Origin of the sequence: Bacillus sp. FSL K6-2819 (assembly GCF_038008305.1) — a bacterium.
In the GTDB taxonomy this organism is placed as follows: Bacteria; Bacillota; Bacilli; order Bacillales; family Bacillaceae; genus Bacillus; species Bacillus amyloliquefaciens.
In genome coordinates this window covers 928015-945882 of the sequence record NZ_JBBOYV010000001.1, presented here as the reverse complement: position 1 = coordinate 945882, position 17868 = coordinate 928015, and the positions used below count along the sequence as shown (strand labels likewise).

Sequence of the window (17868 nt, the reverse complement as noted above, 5' to 3'; positions counted from 1 at the left end):
AAAAAAACCGCCGGATGTCGCTTCCGGCGGTTTGTTGTTTATTTCGTTTTTTCCACTATGCTGTCCACCGTTTTCATGACGGCGTCAGATAATGCTGCAAGACGCTGTTCGCTGTCTTGTAAAGAAGTGCCTTTCACTGCGAAATAGAACTTCACTTTCGGCTCCGTTCCTGATGGACGAAGGCAGAACCAAGAGCCGTCTTCAAGGAAATATTTCAGGACGTTTGACTTCGGAAGATCAATATTCTCTTCCCGATGACCGGCAAATACAGTCCGTTTTCCTGTTGAATAATCCTCAGCTTGCGTAATTTGTTTTCCGGCCATTTGCTTTGGCGGATCATTTCGGAATGAAGTCAGGATAGCGGAAATCTGTTCGGCTCCCTGTTTTCCTTTTAACGTCAATGACTTCAAGCCTTCACGATAATATCCGTATTCTTTAAAGATGGAGAGCAGCGCGTCATAAAGCGACATGCCCTGCTTTTTATAAAAAGCGCATACTTCGACGGCTAACAGCGCAGCCTGGATCGCATCTTTGTCACGGGCGAAATCTCCGATTAAGTAGCCGTAGCTTTCTTCATACCCGAACTGGAATGTGTATTGGCCGGATTTTTCATATTCTTTGATCTTTTCACCGATAAATTTGAAGCCTGTTAACGTGTCAACCGTATCTAATCCGAACGATGAAGCGACGGCGCGGCCCAATTCGCTTGTGACAATCGTTTTCATGACAACGCCGTTTTCCGGAAGGGACCCCTGTTTTTTCTTCTCGGAAAGCAGATAGTGCAATAAAAGCGCGCCTGTCTGGTTCCCCGTCAGTACCGTATACTTGCCTTCACTGTTTTTCACGGCAATGCCGAGACGGTCGGCATCCGGGTCCGTAGCGACGAGAATATCGGCATTTTGTTCTTCTCCGAGCTTAATCGCATATTCGAATGCCGCGTGCTCTTCAGGGTTTGGCGATTTGACGGTTGAAAAATCCGGGTCCGGAAGCTCTTGTTCCTTTACGACAGTGACGTTTTTGTAACCGAGTGCTTCAAGACCGCGGCGTACCGGTTTATTCGCCGTGCCGTGCAGCGGAGTGAACACAACGCTGACGTCCACTTCTTCTGAAAGCTCGGGATGAACGGAGATGGAAGTCAGTTTTTCAGTATATGATTTATCAATTTCTTCACCGATAATCTTAATTAAACCTTTTTCCTTCAGCGCCTGTTCATCTTCAACTTGAATCGTTAATTCATTTTCTATGGCATTCACTTCAGCAATGACGATGTCCGCTTCTTTCGGCGGCAGCTGTGCGCCGTCATCGCCATACACTTTATATCCGTTATATTCAGGCGGGTTATGGCTGGCCGTCACGACGATACCCGCATAAGCGTTCAGCTTTCTCACCGCAAAAGACAGCTCAGGCGTCGGGCGGAGCTCATCAAATACGTATGTTTGAATGCCTTGGGAAGCAAGGGTTTTGGCAGCTTCCATCGCAAACTCAGGGGATTTATGACGGGAGTCGTACGCGATCGCAACGCCTCTTTTTTTCGCGTCCTCGCCATGTTTGGCGATATACGCCGCGAGTCCGGCGGATGCTTTGCGGACCGTGTAAATGTTCATTCTGTTTGTGCCCGGTCCGATTTCTCCTCTCATGCCTCCTGTTCCGAACTCCAGATTTTTGTAGAAAAAGTCTTCCAGCAGCTGCTCGTTTCCTTCTGCGGCCGCCAATAATTTTTTCAATTCTGAATCTAAATGTTCGGCCTGATTCCAGCGTTCGTAACTCTTACTCCAACTCATGTTCGTCCTCCTATAATTTCAGCTTATGACCATATTTTAATATGAAGCGGCTGTCCGTGTCACTTGATAACTTAACTCAACGCTTTATGTAAAAAGAAGGGCTTATGCCTTTTCGGCACAGCCCTCCGATTATTATTGTTCGAGCGGAACAACCGCATCATGCAGCAGCGTGTTTAACCACTCGGTGTGTTTCGCTTTCGTTTCATCATCCCATTGGAATCGGTCGCTCATGTAATCAATCACAGCCGTTTTATACGTTTTCACCCATTTGATGTCGAAGAACAGTCTGCCCGTTCTGCGGACGAAGAAATCAGCAGGTGTCGCAGCCATCTCTTCTTCAATGCTGTAAGCCGCTTCCGCCAAAATGTGAACCGGGATCTGGCGTTTTGCCGCTTCGTCTTTCAGACCTTCAATGCGGTTGAAGACATTATCAACGTTAGAGCCGTATCTGATGGCTAACTGCTTAGCAGTTTCCTGTGATAAACCGATTTTCAAGCCGTCTTTTGTCTTTGCTTCCACAAATGACTCGAAGTTTTTAGAGCCGCCGACATGTCCTCCGGAAATCGGCATCGTCTTCGTTTTACAGCCGCCGAAGTCCTGGCCGCCTTCTTCTTTTAAACGGTCGCGGACAAGATCGACAATGTGCTCAGCCATTTTTCTATAACCCGTCAGTTTTCCTCCGGCGATTGTAATCAGGCCGGATTGAGATGTCCAGATTTCATCTTTACGGGAGATCTCAGACGGATCTTTTCCTTCTTCGTGAATGAGCGGTCTGAGGCCGGCCCAGCTTGATTCAATATCGTCAGCCGTAATATTCAGTTCCGGGAACATATAATTGATAGAGCTGACGACATAATCACGATCCTGCACAGTCATGCGCGGATGCTCAAGTTTTTGTTTGTAAACCGTATCTGTCGTACCTACATATGTTTTTCCTTCACGCGGAATGGCGAACACCATCCGGCCGTCCGGCGTGTCAAAGTACACTGCCTGCTTAAGCGGGAATACGGATTGGTCGAATACAAGATGGACCCCTTTTGTATGCTGGAGATGCTTACCGTTTTTGCTGTGGTCTTTTTCTCTCAGCTGGTCAACCCACGGACCTGTCGCATTGACGATTTTTTTGGCATAAATTTTGTATTCCTTGCCTGACAGCAAATCTTCAACTAAAACGCCGACAACTTTTCCTTTTTCATACAGCAACTCTTTCACTTTAGAATAGTTGACAGGCTCTGCACCGAATTTAACGGCTTCTTTCATGACTTCAATCGTCAGTCTCGCATCGTCCGTCCGGTACTCTACATAGTAGCCTCCGCCTTTTAAGCCGTCTTTTTTGACAAGCGGCTCTTTCTGCAGTGTTTCTTTTGCAGACAGCATGCTTCTGCGCTCTGCTTTTTTCACCCCTGCTAAATAGTCATACACACGCAGACCGATGGAAGTAGAGAATGAACCGAATGTGCCTCCTTTATGGAACGGAAGCAGCATCCATTCCGGCGTCGTCACGTGCGGGCCGTTTTCATATACAATGGCACGTTCCTTACCGACTTCAGCGACCATTTTGACTTCAAATTGTTTCAGATAACGCAAGCCGCCGTGGACAAGCTTTGTAGATCGGCTTGATGTGCCAGCCGCAAAATCCTGCATTTCGCTCAAAGCGACTTTCATTCCTCTTGAAGCAGCGTCAAGCGCCGTACCGGCACCTGTAATACCTCCGCCTATAATAAACAGATCGTATGTTTTTTTAGTCATGTCTTCCAGCATATGATCCCGTTCCAAACTTGAAAATTGGTGATTCATCATTACGTTTCCTCCTTGTTGTCACGGTATAGAAAAAGAGACCACAACAGCCAAAGCGCTGTCATCACTTTGGTGCTGTGGTCTCTCCTCATCTCAGGACCGTTCCTATTAACTTGTTTTCAGTATACCACAATTTTATCTTATTTAAAAGCCATAGCTGCATTTACTGCTTTTTTCCAGCCACTGTACAATTCTTCGCGTTTTTCATCTTCCATATCCGGTTTGAATTGCTTATCCAGATTCCATTGATCAGCGATTTCAGCGCTGTCCTTCCAGTAGCCGACAGCAATTCCGGCTAAATATGCGGCACCGAGCGCCGTCGTTTCATTAATTTGCGGACGTTCGACCGGAACATCAAGCAAGTCGCTTTGGAACTGCATAAGGAAATTATTTTTTACCGCTCCGCCGTCTACACGCAATGTTTTCAAAGAGATGCCTGAATCAGCCTCCATGGCGTCAAGAACATCTTTCGTCTGATATGCGAGCGATTCAATCGTAGCACGGATAAAATGCTCCTTCGTCGTTCCGCGTGTCAGGCCGAAGACTGAGCCGCGCACGTCACTATCCCAGTACGGTGTGCCTAATCCGACAAAAGCAGGCACGACATAAACACCGTCAGTGGAATCCACACGCTCTGCGTATGTCTCGCTTTCTTTCGAATCCTGGAACATCCGCATGCCGTCTCTCAGCCATTGGATGGCAGAACCAGCGACAAAGATGCTTCCTTCCAGCGCATACTCAACTTTTCCGTCTAATCCCCAGGCAATTGTCGTCAGCAGGCCGTGCTCTGAAGTAATGGCTTTTTCACCGGTATTCATGAGCATAAAGCAGCCTGTGCCGTATGTGTTTTTCCCCATGCCTTCTTCAAAGCACGCCTGACCGAACAGCGCTGACTGCTGATCTCCTGCCGCCCCCGCAATCGGAATATTTTTACCGAAGAAATGATAATCAACCGTTTTCGCGTATACATGAGAAGACGGTTTCACTTCAGGCAGCATGGATTTCGGCACGCCTAAAATATCAAGCAGTTCATCATCCCATTTTAATTCATGAATATTAAACATCAGCGTTCTTGAGGCATTGGAATAATCCGTTACGTGTGCCGCGCCTCCGGACATTTTCCAGATGAGCCATGAATCAATCGTTCCGAACAGAAGATTTCCGTTTTCCGCTTTTTCCCGGGCGCCTTCTACATTGTCAAGAATCCATTTGACTTTTGTTCCTGAGAAATAAGGGTCGATCAGAAGCCCCGTTTTTTGTCTGAATGTATCACTGTATCCTTTTTCACGAAGCTCTTCGCAAATGCCGGATGTTTGTCTGGACTGCCATACAATCGCATTGTATATCGGCTTTCCGGTGTCTTTATCCCATACGACCGTCGTTTCCCTTTGGTTCGTGATGCCGATTCCGGCAATTTGATCAGCGCTGATCCCGGACTCGGAGATAACAGTCGCGATAACAGCGAGCACCGTTCCCCAGATTTCGTTCGCATTGTGCTCCACCCAGCCCGGCTGAGGGAAATGCTGTGTGAATTCCTTTTGAGCGGAATGCACGATTTTTCCTTCTTTATTAAAAAGAATCGCTCTTGAGCTTGTTGTGCCTTGGTCAATTGATAAAATATAGGTCTCCATGATGCCGCTCTCCTTTTTAAATATATTTAGAATTTGATAATGTTTTCTGTGATTGAGATTTTTTGGTGTAAATATAGAGTATGAAAAGCACGATAACCATTATAACGCTTACAAACCAAAAGCTAGGTGTCACATTCCCTTTAAACGCGGCATTGTAAAATACGCCGCCGAACGCACCGCCCATGATCGGACCGAGAACGGGAATCCAGGCATATCTCCAATTTGACGGCCCTTTTTTCGGAATCGGCAGAAAGGCGTGCGCGATTCTAGGCCCCAAATCCCGCGCAGGGTTGATCGCATACCCGGTCGTTCCTCCAAGAGAAATTCCGATGGCAACGATGAGAAATCCGACAATCAGCGGGTTCAGCCCTTTTGTAAATTCATTCGCTCCGATTGCCAAAATGCCGAGCACAAGCACAAATGTACCAATGACTTCACTTATCATATTCCCAAATGTATGAGGAATACTCGGTCCGGTTGAGAAAACGCCCAGTTTAGCGGCCGGATCATCCGTCGCCTTCCAATGGGGCAGATAATGAAGGTACACAATAACCGCACCGATAATGGCTCCGATCATCTGTCCCGCAATATAAACAGGGACGTCTTTCCAAGGAAAACTGCCTTCAAGCGCAAGGCCTATCGTTAAAGCCGGATTCAAGTGAGCGCCGCTGATGCCGCCGACAGCATATGCCGCCATGGCTACGCCCAGCCCCCAGCCAAATACAACAACAATCCATCCGGATTGGTATGAAAGCGATTTCTTTAAGTTGACTCCCGCACAAACGCCGCCGCCGAAAATAATAAGCAGCATTGTACCGATTACTTCTCCCCAAAATGCTGTCATCATCATTCCTCCTAAATGACAAAATAGCAGGTTTGACAGAGTTATAGAGAATAAAAAACCCACAACAAACCGCTTTACGCTTTATTGCCTTTCGTAAAGAGCTGTTGTGGGTCTCCGGGTCTCCATCACATAGTATTAACCTAGGTCTATTGTAACAACGGGTGTAAGCGGTGTCAATCTTTTTTTGTCATAGAATGTTCATATTTAGCCCATAAATCGGTGTCTGAAGTCGTCACGGCCGTAGCCCCTGCCTGCAGGGCGTTTTCAACGTCCTGCTCCGTGCGGATAAAGCCGCCGGCAAAAATCGGTATCCCCGTCATCTCTTTAATTTCCCGGATTAAAGTCGGAACGATGCCCGGGAGAACCTCGATAAAGTCGGGCTTATGCTTACCGACGAATTCCATACTCTTTTCCACGGCGCTTGTATCCAAGAGAAACAGACGCTGGATCGCATATATTTTCTTTTGTTTCGCTTTGGCGATGACCGCGGATCTCGTTGAAATGATGCCGGCAGGCCGGATGTCCTGACAAATGAACTCCGCACCGTATTCATCATGTTTAATGCCGTGAATTAAATCGACGTGAATCATCAGGTGTTTTCCGTGTTTTTTCGCTTCATTCACGACACCTTTTAATTGACCGAGGTGAATATCTAAAATGACGCCGTATAAGAACGGACTTTCTAAAAATGCATCGAATTGCTTCATGTTCCGGATAGCCGGTAAAATCTGCTGGTTGTGAAAACTCATGTTTTACTCCTTTACATTAAAAATCAATGCTCAGCACGCTTTCCTTGACGGTCGAAATGATGAAAGAAAGCTCTTCGTCAGTCAGGCAAAAAGGCGGTGACAGCTGAATGACATTATTATATCCCGCAACAGTATCGCCATTTTTCCCGACAAGCAGGCCTTTTTTCTTACACGAGGTGATGACGTGCTGCACAGCGGCGGCATCAGCGGGTTCCCTGGTGATTTTGTCCTTTACAAGCTCGATGCCTGTGAGAAGGCCCTTTCCGCGTATATCTCCGACCGCGGGATGTTCTCTGAGCGGCTGAAGCTCCCGGAGCAGCCTTTCCCCAAGCTCCCGGGAACGGGCGATCAGATTTTCGTCCTCCATCAATTGCAGGTTTTTCAAAGCGAGAGCGCAGGCTGCCGGATTGCCTCCGAATGTATTCACGTGCCGGAAGCGGCCGTACGGCTCACCGCCCGAGTATTTCTCAAAAATCTCCCGTTTCACTGCCGTCGCCGACAGCGGCAGGTAAGCGCTCGTGATGCCTTTTGCCATTGTGACGATGTCCGGCGAGACGCCGTAATGCTGAAATCCGAACGGCTCTCCCGTGCGGCCGAAACCGCAAATGACTTCATCACTGATCAGCAGCGCGCCGTGGCAGCGGCAAATTTCCTCTACCTTCGCCATATACCCGTCCGGAGGCATCAGTATCCCACCGCCTGTAATAATCGGTTCCATAATAACACCGGCAATCGTTTCGCTTAACTCCCACGTCATGATCCGGTCGATTTCATGTGCGCTTTCCAAAGTGTCAGCATCGGCGGGATTCCGATAGAGATCAGGCGGCGCTGCATGCAAAAATCCTTGTGAGAGCGGCTCATATTTATATTTTCTCTGCGCCTGGCCGGTAGCGGCGAGCGCCCCCATCGTATTGCCGTGATAGCCTCTGTATCGGGAGATGAATTTGAAGCGGCTGTGATCGCCGTTTTCAATGTGGTATTGGCGGGCAATTTTGAACGCGGTTTCATTTGCTTCCGATCCGCTGTTGGAAAAGAAGATTACATAATCGCCGCCGAGCCATTCATTCAGTTTTTCCGCAAGTTCAATCGCGGGTTTATGGCTTTGGGTCAGCGGATAATAAGGAAGCTCTTTCAATTGGCTGTAGGCCGCATCGGCAAGTTCCTTTCTCCCGTATCCGATATTGACGCACCACAGTCCTGACATGCCGTCCAAATACCGCCTGCCGTCAATATCCGTAACCCAGGCGCCTTCCCCTTTTTGGACGATTATGCTGTCATCCGGCTCCGCCCCTTTCATCGCGTGCCAAATCAGCTCTTTATCCTTTTGTTTGAGTGACTGATTTTTTTGTACATGTTCCACACCGCTCATCTCCCTTTCAATATCATTGCACTGTATCGAAAGCTGCACGGCTTCTGACGCCGATTTTCTTGGTGAAGTTTTCCTCTTAATAAGAATATAAAGGCGCAGCGCGGGCGAGTCAACAAAGCGGCGGCAAATAAAAAACGCTTTCTCCCAGAAAGCGAAAGGGCTACAAGAGCATATCCCGAAACGGGGTACGGTGCAAGTGTTTTTATAAAAAAACCCGCCCCTAAGCGGAGCGGGCTTTCTTTATTTAAGATGCGTAATCCGGTAAATGTCTTTGCGCCGGTCTTTCAGCTGGCGCACGGTTCCGTTTTCACGCTGCCTTCTTAAAATTTCAAGGTCGACGTCCCCGATAACGACCATTTCGATATTCGGATTCGTTTCACCGACGATTCCGTCTCTGGCGAATTCAAAATCAGACGGAGCAAAAATGGCTGACTGCGCGTACTGAATATCCATATTTTCTGTTTGCGGCAGGTTTCCGACCGTGCCTGAGATGACGGTGTAAATCTGATTTTCAACCGCCCTCGCCTGAGAGCAGTACCTTACGCGCAAGTAGCCTTGGCGGTCTTCAGTACAGAACGGCGTAAAGATAATTTTCGCCCCTTGATCCGCGGCAATTCTCGCAAGCTCCGGAAACTCGATATCGTAGCAGATCTGAATGGCGATCTTTCCGCAGTCCGTATCAAATACGCGCACCCTGTCTCCGGCGCTGATGCCCCACCATTTCCGTTCATTCGGCGTAATGTGAAGCTTATATTGTTTTTCAATCGTGCCGTCACGTCTGAATAAGTAGGCGATGTTATAAATTTTCCCCTCTTCTTCAACAAAGTGGGAACCGCCGATAATGTTGACATTGTATTTCACCGCGAGGTCTGTAAAGAGGCTGATATAGTCCTCGGTATATTCGGTAATCCTCTGAATAGCCAGACTCGGAGAACGCTCCTCAAGGAAAGACATCAGCTGCGTCGTGAAAATCTCTGGGAACACCGCGAAATCAGATCGCGCATCGGAAGCCACGTCCACATAATATTCAACTTGATTGGCAAATTCCTCGAAGGAATAAATCTTTTTCATTTCATATTGAATGACGCAAATGCGCACCGGAAATGCCGATTTGTAATAGCGCTTCGACTGCGGCAGGTAATCGACATTGTTCCATTCCATTAATGTCGCATATTTAATGGACGCGGTGTCATCCGGAAGATAATTCGGATTGATCCGCATAAGCGTAAATCCGTTCATCAGCTGGAAGGAAAGCACCGGATCATAAATCTGATGGCGCGTCACCTGTTCAACATAGGCTCTCGCCGTCATTTCTTCCGCATACTTATGGTAATTCGGAATCCGTCCGCCGATAATGATGCTTTTCAGATTCAATCGTCTCGCCAGATCTTTTCTCGCTTCATACAGCCGATGTCCGATCTTCATCCGTCTGTATGCCGGATGGACCATCACTTCAATCCCGTACAAGTTCAGCCCGTCCGGGTTGTGGTTCGTGATATAACCATCGTCTGTAATGTCCTGCCATGTGTGGCGGTCATCATATTCATCGAAATTGATGATCAGGCTGGAGCATGAACCGATAATTTCCCCTTCATACTCCGCGCAAAACTGACCTTCCGGAAAATGCGCGAGGTGGCTGATTAAATGCTCAGGCTCCCAAGGCTCCATCCCCGGGAAACAATCTTTTTGCAGCTCAATAATTTTGTTGATATCTTTTTCTTCCATATTCCGTATGACCATTTTCTTTTCAAAACGGGTCAGATCAAGTTTCTCAGACAATGCTGTTTCCCCCTGCCGGTTCGTTTTGATTGTTCAATCGCTGTAAAAGTAATTCAAGTTCCATTTCCGCCATTGATTCCAGTCTGTGATCGTACTCTTCAAACAACAGAGCGCCCGTTACCTTATTCGGCACGATGACACATTTCATGCCGGCGCGTTTGGCGGCGATTGAGCCGTTGACGGAATCCTCAAAGGCAAGGCATTCAGACGGTTCAACGCCTAAATGTTCCGCCGCTTTCAGATAAAGCTCCGGATTCGGTTTCACTTCCTCTACGTCGTCAGCGGTCTGAATCACTTCAAATTCATCAAACAGACCTAATTCCTTCAGATGGCCCGATACCCATTTGAAATCTGAGCTTGAAGCGAGCCCCACCTTCAATCCTAATTCTTTTGCCGCGGCTAAATAAGCCTCAACCCCGGGACGCGCCGTTTCCGTCTTCATCCGCTGTTCGAAGCGCGCGCGCCTGATCGCCGTCAGTTCGTCATGATCAAGCTTTCTTCCCAGCTGCTCCTCTAAATAGGCGAACGGCTTAAACCCCGCAGCCGTTCCGATCACCTTTCCCCAGACGGATAAAGGCAATGTCGATCCGTGTTCTTCAAACATTTCCTGCAGCACTTCATATTCGTGGGTTTCTGTATCTAAAATTAACCCGTCAAAATCAAAGATTAATGCTTTTATCACTGTTTACAGCTCCTTTAGCTAATCGTACTGACTTATGTATACACTATACCTTGAATGTCTTTCGCGTTCAAAAAGTAACATTCGGACGGAAAGAAGAGCCTGCATTCAGTGCAAGCTCTCTTCATCCGTTACTGTGTGTTTTGGCTGGAAATATTAGAAAGAGCTGCTCCCGCAGACTCATTTGAACGCTGATCGACCGCTAAGTCTCCAAGCGCAACGATCCCGACCAGATGATTTTGATCGACAATGGGAAGGCGGCGGATTTGGTGTTGGGCCATCAGCTGTGACGCCTCTTCAAGACTCATCTCCGGATTTCCGGATACCACTTTAGAAGACATCACGTGTGAAACAGGTGTTTGGCCGTCACGGCCTTGAGCCGTTGTTCTCAATGCGATATCACGGTCTGTCAGCATTCCTTTTAACTCTCCTCCGTCAACGACGGGAATCGCTCCGACATTATGCTGATGCATCAGCGCAGCCGCTTCCTGAATCGTTTGGTTAGGAGAAACGGTAGCTACGTGGGTAGTCATTGATTGTTTGATTGAACTCATTGTAAAGCACCCCTTTCGACATTTATTATGCTCGGGGGTTTGTCTCATTATAAAGGGAGTTAGAGGAAAGAAATTGTGGTATCATGTCAAAGAAGCAAAAAAAGAGCCTGTAAAAAGGCTCTTTTCATCCGTCAGATCAGCCTTCTGTAACCGCAGGCTTCTGATCCGGCCCCTGTCTGAAAATCATCATAAGTAAACGGAAAATTCATCCCGCAATCATTCAGCAAAGCGCAATTTTTATTAAACAGCGCCCATTCTTTCGCATCATATACCCGGTGCTGCTTTGACAGCATGCTATGTACCGTTTGCAGACAAGCCATAATTTGAAACGCTTCCTTTAAAGTTCCTTGGTAAAGTTGGTTTTGTAAAGATAATACGCCCCTTTTTTTAAAGCGCTGAATTTCCAGTTCGGGGAAATAAAGAGGAAAGACATTTTGGAACAATTCAGAGGAAAGCTCTTGTATTACGCTTTCTTGTCCGTCAGTCGCTGCGTTCACAATTCTCACATCAATCACCTTTCTTGCCATGTGAATATCCTTAATCTTTATCAAGAATAGCATAGAAAAAAACGCGAAAGCTAAGGTAAGTGTTTCCTATTGAAACAGCCGCTTTCCGCTTGAAAAGGAGCTTTATGATATGAAACAAAATGACCGCGGGCTGGAGCTTCTGATTACGGAAAAACACGCCGGACAATGGCTGTTTTCTGTCCTGAAATCAGAATTTCAGGCGTCAAAACCCGTGATAACTGAATGGATGAACCAAGAAAGCATTCAAGTAAATCGAACATCTCCCAAAAACAACATCATACTGAAAACCGGAGACCGCCTATTCATTGATCTTCAGGAAAAAACGGACTCTACGGTGGTTCCGGAATATGGAGAAGCGGAAATTTTATTTGAGGACAGTCATATGCTGATTGCAAATAAGCCGGCGGGGATGCCGACTCATCCGAATGAAGAGGGTCAGACCGGAACCCTCAGCAACCTGATCGCTTATCATTTTCAAATCAATGGCGAACAGGCGAAAGTGCGCCACGTTCACCGTCTTGACCGGGACACGTCAGGTGCGGTCGTTTTCGCTAAACATCGGCTGGCTCATGCAATCCTTGACCGTCAGCTCGAAACCAAAACATTAAAACGCACCTATATCGCCGCGGCGGAGGGGAAAGTGAAGCCGAAAAAAGGCACGGTTGATTCTCCGATCGGCCGTGACAGGTCACATTCCGTCAGAAGGCGCGTCTCACCCGGCGGACAAGCCGCCGTCACCCATTACAAAGTGAAAGGCTATCATCCCGGCGCACAGCTTTCACTGGTTGAGCTTGAATTGGAAACCGGAAGAACACATCAAATCAGGGTGCATATGGCAAGCATCGGCCATCCGTTAGCGGGAGATGAGCTGTACGGCGGAAGCCGGGCGCTGTTTCACAGACAGGCGCTTCACGCAAAAAAGGTCAGTGTCGTCCATCCGATCTCCGGAGAAGAAATTGTTGCCGAAGCGCCGATGCCGGCTGATCTGGCACACTTTGCCGAAACGTATTTCTCTTAAACCGGGTCGGCATATATAATGTATCGTTTCGGCGCATTTCCGATATAAGAAAACGGGTAGCAAGTGGTCAGGATCAGTTCCTCCCGCTCGTGCTGAAGGGTGATGACGGACGTATCATCCCGGCTGACGATTTTTGTATGCCTGATTTTATAAGAAAACGTGCCGTAAGACAGAATCACGTTCAGTCTGTCTCCTTTTTTCAGTTCGCCGGTCCGGCGGAACACCGTGTCCCTGTGGCCGGATAATACAATTTGGCCGTGTTCATCCGGATAATAGCTGTCTTTGTAATGTCCAACGCCTTTTGCTAAATCATCTGCGTCAGTCCCTTCCACAATCGGGAGGTCAGCGTCGATTTTAGGGATTTCTAAAATACCGCTTGCTTCACCTGTTTTGGGGTGAAATTCTTTTTTGCGCTGCGCCAAAGCGGCTCTATTCGTTTCTTTCTTTGCCAGAACGGGTTCAGCCGCTTTTTTTGCTTCCTCAAGCGATTGGTTTGTTTTCATATGTGAATCGACGATCTTCCAGCTTCCATAACATGTGATAATGACACCGATGATGATGACAAGAAGCGGAATGTGTTTCAGCTTGTTCATGGTGTGCGGGTTCTCCTTTTCATTCTGTACAGCCAAAATACGCCGGCGCCCGTAATCAGCATGCCGGCCAGCGCCGTCTGATGGCTGCCCGCTGAAGTATCAGGCAATGGGCGGCCTTTTTGTGTGCCGCTTTCAGTCTGTTTTGTGCTTTGTTCCAGATTTGGAGCCGGCTCAGCGTGGGTTTCAGGAATTGGTTGCACGGTGTCTGAAGCTGTTTCTTCTATGACAGGACGTTCAGGTTTTTTGGTGTGATCAGGCTGTTCTGCCCCAGCAGGTTTATCTTCTTTAGCTGGTTTTTCCGCCGGATCGGGTTTTTCTCCGTTATCAGGTTTGCTGCCTCCGGGTGTTTCCTCTCTCCCCGGCGGGTTTCCGGTGTCATCAGGTGATTCGGTTCCTGATGCCGTGCGGATGCGGCCCTCCGCTTGATAAGTAATCGGAGCTGAAAAGCTTTTGACATAGTCTACTGTCGCTTCCAAATCCTCCGGCCCCGTCACCGGATGTTTCCCAAGTTTCCCGATTGGGCCGTATTTTGCCCCGGCTGCGTTTGCCATAAAATCATTGACTGTTAATGTATATACCTTTTCGGGCTGTATGTCTGTCCCGTCCGCCATTTTCATATCAACCGCTTTTCCGGTTTCCGGGTTCCATGTATAAGAAAATCCGCTGATGCTGTAATCCGGGCCGTAAGCCGGGGAAATTTGCGCATTGATGATGTCTCGCAGATCTTTCCCTTTGATTTCAAGCTTCGTCAGTACATTGCCGAACGGCTGTATATTATAAAGATCTCCCCATGTGATCGGCCCTTTTTTTATGCCGTCCCGGATGCCGCCGCCATTCATTAGCGCAAAATCGGATTTCATCTTCGCTTTCATACCGTCGGCAATCAGATTTCCGAGTGCCGTGTCCCCGTCATTTGAATAGCCGCCCGTTATTTCATGGGCCGCTTCCCCGACCACTTCGCTGACAATCGGTTTCACTTTCTCTTCATATTTGCTTAATATGCTTGCCGCTGCCGGGTCAGGCTTAATTTTACTTTGATCGATGTATTGGATTTCCGCTGATTTTTTTACGATATCCTTCGACTTTTTATCAAGTTCGAGATCGGCGATTCCGATTGCTTTTCCATATTCAAATGCCTGCACGATCAGCTTCCCGTTGACTTCCCCGTTTACGACTTTGTGATTGTGCGCGGCGAAAATCACGTCAATCTCCGAGTCTGTCCCGTCGGCCAGCTTTGCGGATTCTCCCGTGATCGCTGTGCCATTTTGTTCAGCAGACATATGGGCAAGCACTGCGATTGCTTTAATTCCTTTCTTCTTCAGGTCGGCGGCGGCTTCATTTACGGCCTTTACCTCATCGGTAAACGTGATATTTTTGATTCCGTCCGGAATGACCATGCCTGCTGCCGATCTTGTTACAACCCCGATAAAAGCGACCGGAATTCCGGAAACGTATTTGATTTCATACGGCGGCAGAAAGGACTCTCCTGATTTCAGTTTACAGTTGGCGCAAACGAGCGGGAAATTTTGGCCGTCATAACCGCTTGTCCCCTTACCGTCCGGATGATCTCCTCCATTGATGATCCGCATCAGCTCATTTGTTCCTTCATCGAATTCATGGTTGCCGACAGTTCCGACATCAAAACCGATGTCTTCCATCAGTTCAACTGTCGGTTCATCTTGAAAAAGGGCTGACACAGGGGAACTGCCCCCGATCATATCGCCCGCATGCACCACGAGGGCGTTTTCTTTCTCGGCTTTCGCCTTTTTAATATACGCCGCAGCGTAGTCCATCCGGCCGAAGGTGCCGTCCGGTTTACCGTCTCCGTTAAGGTCCAGCTCATATTGCTGATCAATTTTTCCGTGCAGATCATTCATGCTGATGATTCTGAGCGGGACACGGCCGGGGTCTTCTGTCCGCTGTTCTTTATCTGCCTTATCCGTTCCAGATTCATTCAGAGGACCGGCTTGTCCGACTGCTTCCGCATCTTTTACGCTGAAAATCATAAAACAAACCGCCAGCAGACAGAACCACTGACGCATACACCTTTTTTTCTTCATACATTTCCCCCCTTGTCTTCTAAGAAATACGTTAGCTTATTTTCTTAAAAATCACATCACTTTTTTGTAAAGATTGTCTTCGCTGGCGCAAAATAGTAAATAATCACCATGTAACGAATTAGGTCTTGATGTATAACGGATCGGCTTTCTTCACATCTGATTTGACATGAAGGAGGAATACAACCAGTGGAACAGCAGCAGAATCAGCAGCAGCAGTCGCCAGTAAATCAGGGGATGCCGGGTTCACCGCAAGTGAATCACGGAGGACATGAGCTTTTCGATATGCATGAAGTACTGGCCGGAACAGTCGGCGTTTTGGATCAATTTATGATGCTCAGACAATTTATACAGGATCAGCAGCTGGCCGATATCCTTGATCGCCAGTACCAATTCATTCTCGGACTCTATAATCTGACGGCAGAATGCTTTAAGACCGGTCAAAAGCCTTCTCAGGAAACTTCAACATATATGATGAAGGAACAGAACCAAGCCGTGTACGGTATAAAACCGACACAGCCGAAAAAACCGAATCAATCATTAAGTGATGTCAAAGATCTTGGGATAAGCGGCCATATGCTCGGCCTGATTAAAGCACAAGCTTCTCTCTTGACGATGAGCTCGCTTGAAATGACCAATCCTGTGACAAGAAGAGTGCTCTCCGCTCAAATTCAGCAATACGTTGAAATGGCTTATGAAATCTTCTTATACCAAAACAAACACGGTTATTATCAGGTTCCTCAGCTCAATGCACAAGATATGCAGACCATGCTGAATTCCTTTGCGCCGGCGCAGGGGCAGCCGCAGATGCCTCCGACTAAAGGCCAAACGGGACAGCAGCAGCAAAACCTGCATTGATTAAGAAACGGCGTTGGATACCTGTCTCTCCAATGCCGTTTTCTTTTTTTCATATGCTTTTGTGAAATCATGTTCAAAGCGTTTCAGGCTTTCTTTTGTAGCCGCTTCAAAGCCTTTTTCAAAATCCTGTGTTTCGGCTGTTTTGTTAATAATGGTTAAAATAATGCCTTCTCCGAATGTATCGGTTAAATCCTTTATCATATAAAAGCTTTGCAAATACACATCCGTCTCATATTCCATACGCGATTTCTGCCATTTTCGGTCGGTCGTTAATTGATCAAACGGCACGACGGAAAATGTAATCGGATCAATGACTACATCATAATGCGCGACCCACTCGCTCAGCCCCTCATGAAACCAAAGCGGAAATACAGACGTAGCCGTCCCCATTTGACGTGTTTTTTGATGAAACGCATAGTGCGTATATTCATGTATAATCAATTGCTTATACATAAAAACAGCCAGCTCATCTTTTTTCAAAAGCTGTTTTTTCTCTTCAGGCAACAGTCCTATCATCTGCTCCTGCTCTGAATAAAAACCGACTACATTTTTTAACCCTGAATATTGCTCAATTTCAGCTTCATCCGAAAAGAAAATGAGTTCAAGGGGCGCTGTTCCTTTATAACCGACAATGATTTGGCTGATACGCTTTGCGTAGTCTAGCGTAAGCTTGGTCAGATCCAAGAGCGGCTTTTCATCCGCCGTATAGTAAATCGCTGTATGTTTGTAAATTTCTTTATTCATGTGTTCAGTCACTTGTTCCTTCGTCGGAACAGAGCGGCTGTTTTGGCCTGACAGGACGTACATCATACTTACTGAAACGGCTGAACTGACAGCCAATATGACAAGGACTCCGCACAGGATCAGAGTGAATACCGCCCGTTTCCCCATGCTGTCACGCAAACAAGCTCCCTCCCCGATCCTTCAATTTTCATCTCATTCTTTACCTTATGCGCCTGAGCGTTGGGACGTGACGGCAGATAAAATAAAAAAGCCGCAGCAGAATGCGGCTTTTTCAAATTCATTTATTTATTGGGATTTGGGAATACACGCTGCACCATTTGACCGAATTCATCAAACAGACCGGATACAGGGTGGCCGTTTTTGATTCGTTTTACGTAGCCTTGCATACGTTCAACGAAATCCGGGTTTGCTGATACATATACTGTCCGGACATGTTTATCGGCTGATTTCACTTTATCGGTAATCTTTTGTTTTAAATGGTTGGCACTGGCGCCTTTTTGCCCATTTGTCAAAACAACGGCAACAAAAGCGCTGTTTCCGGCAACGATCACAGTTGCATTTTTAACTTCTTTCAGATCAGTCACCTTGTCTGCGGCTTTATCAGCTACTCTCAGGTTACGGTTGTTATTATGATCAGTAGGCGTGTTGCGGTAATTTACATTCTGGGTACGGTTGTCATTTCGTTTTCCTTCTCCCTGGTTCCCCATGCTGCACCCTGCGGTAATCAGCATCGGCAGAAGAAGGGCAGAAATAACTGCTTGTTTTTTTATCATGTTGAATTCCTCCTTTCTCACTTTACGTATAGGTTTTTCTATTCGGCGGGATTTATGCACGCCGTTTGCTTTATGCGGCTTGGATAAATTTCAGAAGGAAAGGAAAAGATAAGCG

At 47.3% G+C, this 17868-nt stretch carries 16 protein-coding genes; 2 read left to right on the top strand and 14 right to left on the bottom strand.

Translation table 11 applies throughout. From position 1 onward, the window contains the following. Positions 1–38: 38 nt before the first annotated feature. The 10 genes from MHH91_RS04945 to MHH91_RS04900 all read right to left on the bottom strand — a co-directional run bounded on the left by MHH91_RS04945 (position 39) and on the right by MHH91_RS04900 (position 11710). Positions 39–1781 carry a phospho-sugar mutase gene (locus MHH91_RS04945; RefSeq protein WP_014469959.1) on the bottom strand — a complete coding sequence of 581 codons (1743 nt, stop codon included), beginning with the start codon at positions 1779–1781 and terminating at the stop codon, positions 39–41. A gap of 132 nt (positions 1782–1913) precedes the next feature. After that, the gene (gene glpD / locus MHH91_RS04940; protein ID WP_013351646.1) at positions 1914–3581 is read right to left on the bottom strand and encodes a glycerol-3-phosphate dehydrogenase; all 1668 of its coding nucleotides are present in this window, start codon (positions 3579–3581) and stop codon (positions 1914–1916) included. 137 nt (positions 3582–3718) lie between these two features. Next, positions 3719–5209: a glycerol kinase GlpK gene (gene glpK / locus MHH91_RS04935; protein WP_013351645.1), complete on the bottom strand. Its 1491-nt coding sequence runs from the start codon at positions 5207–5209 to the stop codon at positions 3719–3721. 16 nt (positions 5210–5225) lie between these two features. Continuing rightward, positions 5226–6053: an MIP/aquaporin family protein gene (locus tag MHH91_RS04930; protein ID WP_014469958.1), complete on the bottom strand. Its 828-nt coding sequence runs from the start codon at positions 6051–6053 to the stop codon at positions 5226–5228. 173 nt (positions 6054–6226) lie between these two features. After that, on the bottom strand, positions 6227–6802 hold the full coding sequence (locus MHH91_RS04925) for a glycerol-3-phosphate responsive antiterminator (RefSeq protein ID WP_014469957.1): 576 nt from the start codon (positions 6800–6802) through the stop codon (positions 6227–6229). Positions 6803–6818: 16 nt separating this feature from the next. After that, the gene (locus tag MHH91_RS04920) at positions 6819–8171 is read right to left on the bottom strand and encodes an aspartate aminotransferase family protein (protein WP_118977612.1); all 1353 of its coding nucleotides are present in this window, start codon (positions 8169–8171) and stop codon (positions 6819–6821) included. A 240-nt stretch (positions 8172–8411) separates the two neighbouring features. After that, a complete protein-coding gene (locus MHH91_RS04915) occupies positions 8412–9950 on the bottom strand; it encodes a bifunctional GNAT family N-acetyltransferase/carbon-nitrogen hydrolase family protein (RefSeq protein ID WP_013351641.1) in 1539 nt (512 codons plus the stop codon). Continuing rightward, positions 9943–10632: an HAD family hydrolase gene (locus MHH91_RS04910; protein ID WP_013351640.1), complete on the bottom strand. Its 690-nt coding sequence runs from the start codon at positions 10630–10632 to the stop codon at positions 9943–9945. The genes MHH91_RS04915 and MHH91_RS04910 overlap by 8 nt, the downstream gene beginning before the upstream one ends. Before the next feature lie 128 nt (positions 10633–10760). Further along, positions 10761–11183 (bottom strand): CBS domain-containing protein, encoded by a 423-nt coding sequence (locus MHH91_RS04905; RefSeq protein ID WP_013351639.1) that lies wholly within the window; start codon positions 11181–11183, stop codon positions 10761–10763. Between the two features lie 131 nt (positions 11184–11314). After that, complete coding sequence (locus tag MHH91_RS04900; protein WP_014471644.1) at positions 11315–11710, bottom strand: DUF5365 family protein; 396 nt, start codon at positions 11708–11710, stop codon at positions 11315–11317. Positions 11711–11819: 109 nt separating this feature from the next. Between MHH91_RS04900 and MHH91_RS04895 the strand changes: the two genes are divergently transcribed. After that, positions 11820–12728, top strand: a complete 909-nt coding sequence (locus tag MHH91_RS04895; protein WP_013351637.1) for an RluA family pseudouridine synthase — start codon at positions 11820–11822, stop codon at positions 12726–12728. Here the strand turns inward: MHH91_RS04895 and MHH91_RS04890 are convergent. Both MHH91_RS04890 and MHH91_RS04885 read right to left on the bottom strand, forming a co-directional pair. Then, positions 12725–13321 carry a class D sortase gene (locus MHH91_RS04890; protein ID WP_013351636.1) on the bottom strand — a complete coding sequence of 199 codons (597 nt, stop codon included), beginning with the start codon at positions 13319–13321 and terminating at the stop codon, positions 12725–12727. The two genes, MHH91_RS04895 and MHH91_RS04890, sit on opposite strands and share 4 nt — an antisense overlap. Then, positions 13318–15381, bottom strand: a complete 2064-nt coding sequence (locus MHH91_RS04885) for a bifunctional metallophosphatase/5'-nucleotidase (protein ID WP_013351635.1) — start codon at positions 15379–15381, stop codon at positions 13318–13320. The genes MHH91_RS04890 and MHH91_RS04885 overlap by 4 nt, the downstream gene beginning before the upstream one ends. Before the next feature lie 186 nt (positions 15382–15567). Between MHH91_RS04885 and MHH91_RS04880 the strand changes: the two genes are divergently transcribed. Further along, positions 15568–16236 carry a spore coat protein gene (locus tag MHH91_RS04880; protein WP_013351634.1) on the top strand — a complete coding sequence of 223 codons (669 nt, stop codon included), beginning with the start codon at positions 15568–15570 and terminating at the stop codon, positions 16234–16236. On the opposite strand, the gene MHH91_RS04875 is transcribed toward MHH91_RS04880, so the two are convergent. Both MHH91_RS04875 and MHH91_RS04870 read right to left on the bottom strand, forming a co-directional pair. Beyond that, on the bottom strand, positions 16237–17139 hold the full coding sequence (locus tag MHH91_RS04875; protein WP_013351633.1) for a hypothetical protein: 903 nt from the start codon (positions 17137–17139) through the stop codon (positions 16237–16239). Positions 17140–17261: 122 nt separating this feature from the next. Beyond that, a complete protein-coding gene (locus MHH91_RS04870) occupies positions 17262–17753 on the bottom strand; it encodes a YhcN/YlaJ family sporulation lipoprotein (RefSeq protein WP_013351632.1) in 492 nt (163 codons plus the stop codon). Between the last annotated feature and the right edge of the window lie 115 nt (positions 17754–17868).

What these genes read in the sequence shown, in the direction of transcription:
- MHH91_RS04905 (WP_013351639.1), bottom strand. Translation starts at nt 11,183, where the DNA reads ATGAGTTCAATCAAACAATCAATGACTACCCACGTAGCTACCGTTTCT.
- MHH91_RS04885 (WP_013351635.1), bottom strand. Translation starts at nt 15,381, where the DNA reads ATGAAGAAAAAAAGGTGTATGCGTCAGTGGTTCTGTCTGCTGGCGGTT.
- MHH91_RS04925 (WP_014469957.1), bottom strand. Translation starts at nt 6,802, where the DNA reads ATGAGTTTTCACAACCAGCAGATTTTACCGGCTATCCGGAACATGAAG.
- glpK (WP_013351645.1), bottom strand. Translation starts at nt 5,209, where the DNA reads ATGGAGACCTATATTTTATCAATTGACCAAGGCACAACAAGCTCAAGA.
- MHH91_RS04900 (WP_014471644.1), bottom strand. Translation starts at nt 11,710, where the DNA reads ATGGCAAGAAAGGTGATTGATGTGAGAATTGTGAACGCAGCGACTGAC.
- MHH91_RS04930 (WP_014469958.1), bottom strand. Translation starts at nt 6,053, where the DNA reads ATGACAGCATTTTGGGGAGAAGTAATCGGTACAATGCTGCTTATTATT.
- MHH91_RS04870 (WP_013351632.1), bottom strand. Translation starts at nt 17,753, where the DNA reads ATGATAAAAAAACAAGCAGTTATTTCTGCCCTTCTTCTGCCGATGCTG.
- MHH91_RS04945 (WP_014469959.1), bottom strand. Translation starts at nt 1,781, where the DNA reads ATGAGTTGGAGTAAGAGTTACGAACGCTGGAATCAGGCCGAACATTTA.
- MHH91_RS04890 (WP_013351636.1), bottom strand. Translation starts at nt 13,321, where the DNA reads ATGAACAAGCTGAAACACATTCCGCTTCTTGTCATCATCATCGGTGTC.
- MHH91_RS04920 (WP_118977612.1), bottom strand. Translation starts at nt 8,171, where the DNA reads ATGAGCGGTGTGGAACATGTACAAAAAAATCAGTCACTCAAACAAAAG.
- MHH91_RS04895 (WP_013351637.1), top strand. Translation starts at nt 11,820, where the DNA reads ATGAAACAAAATGACCGCGGGCTGGAGCTTCTGATTACGGAAAAACAC.
- glpD (WP_013351646.1), bottom strand. Translation starts at nt 3,581, where the DNA reads ATGATGAATCACCAATTTTCAAGTTTGGAACGGGATCATATGCTGGAA.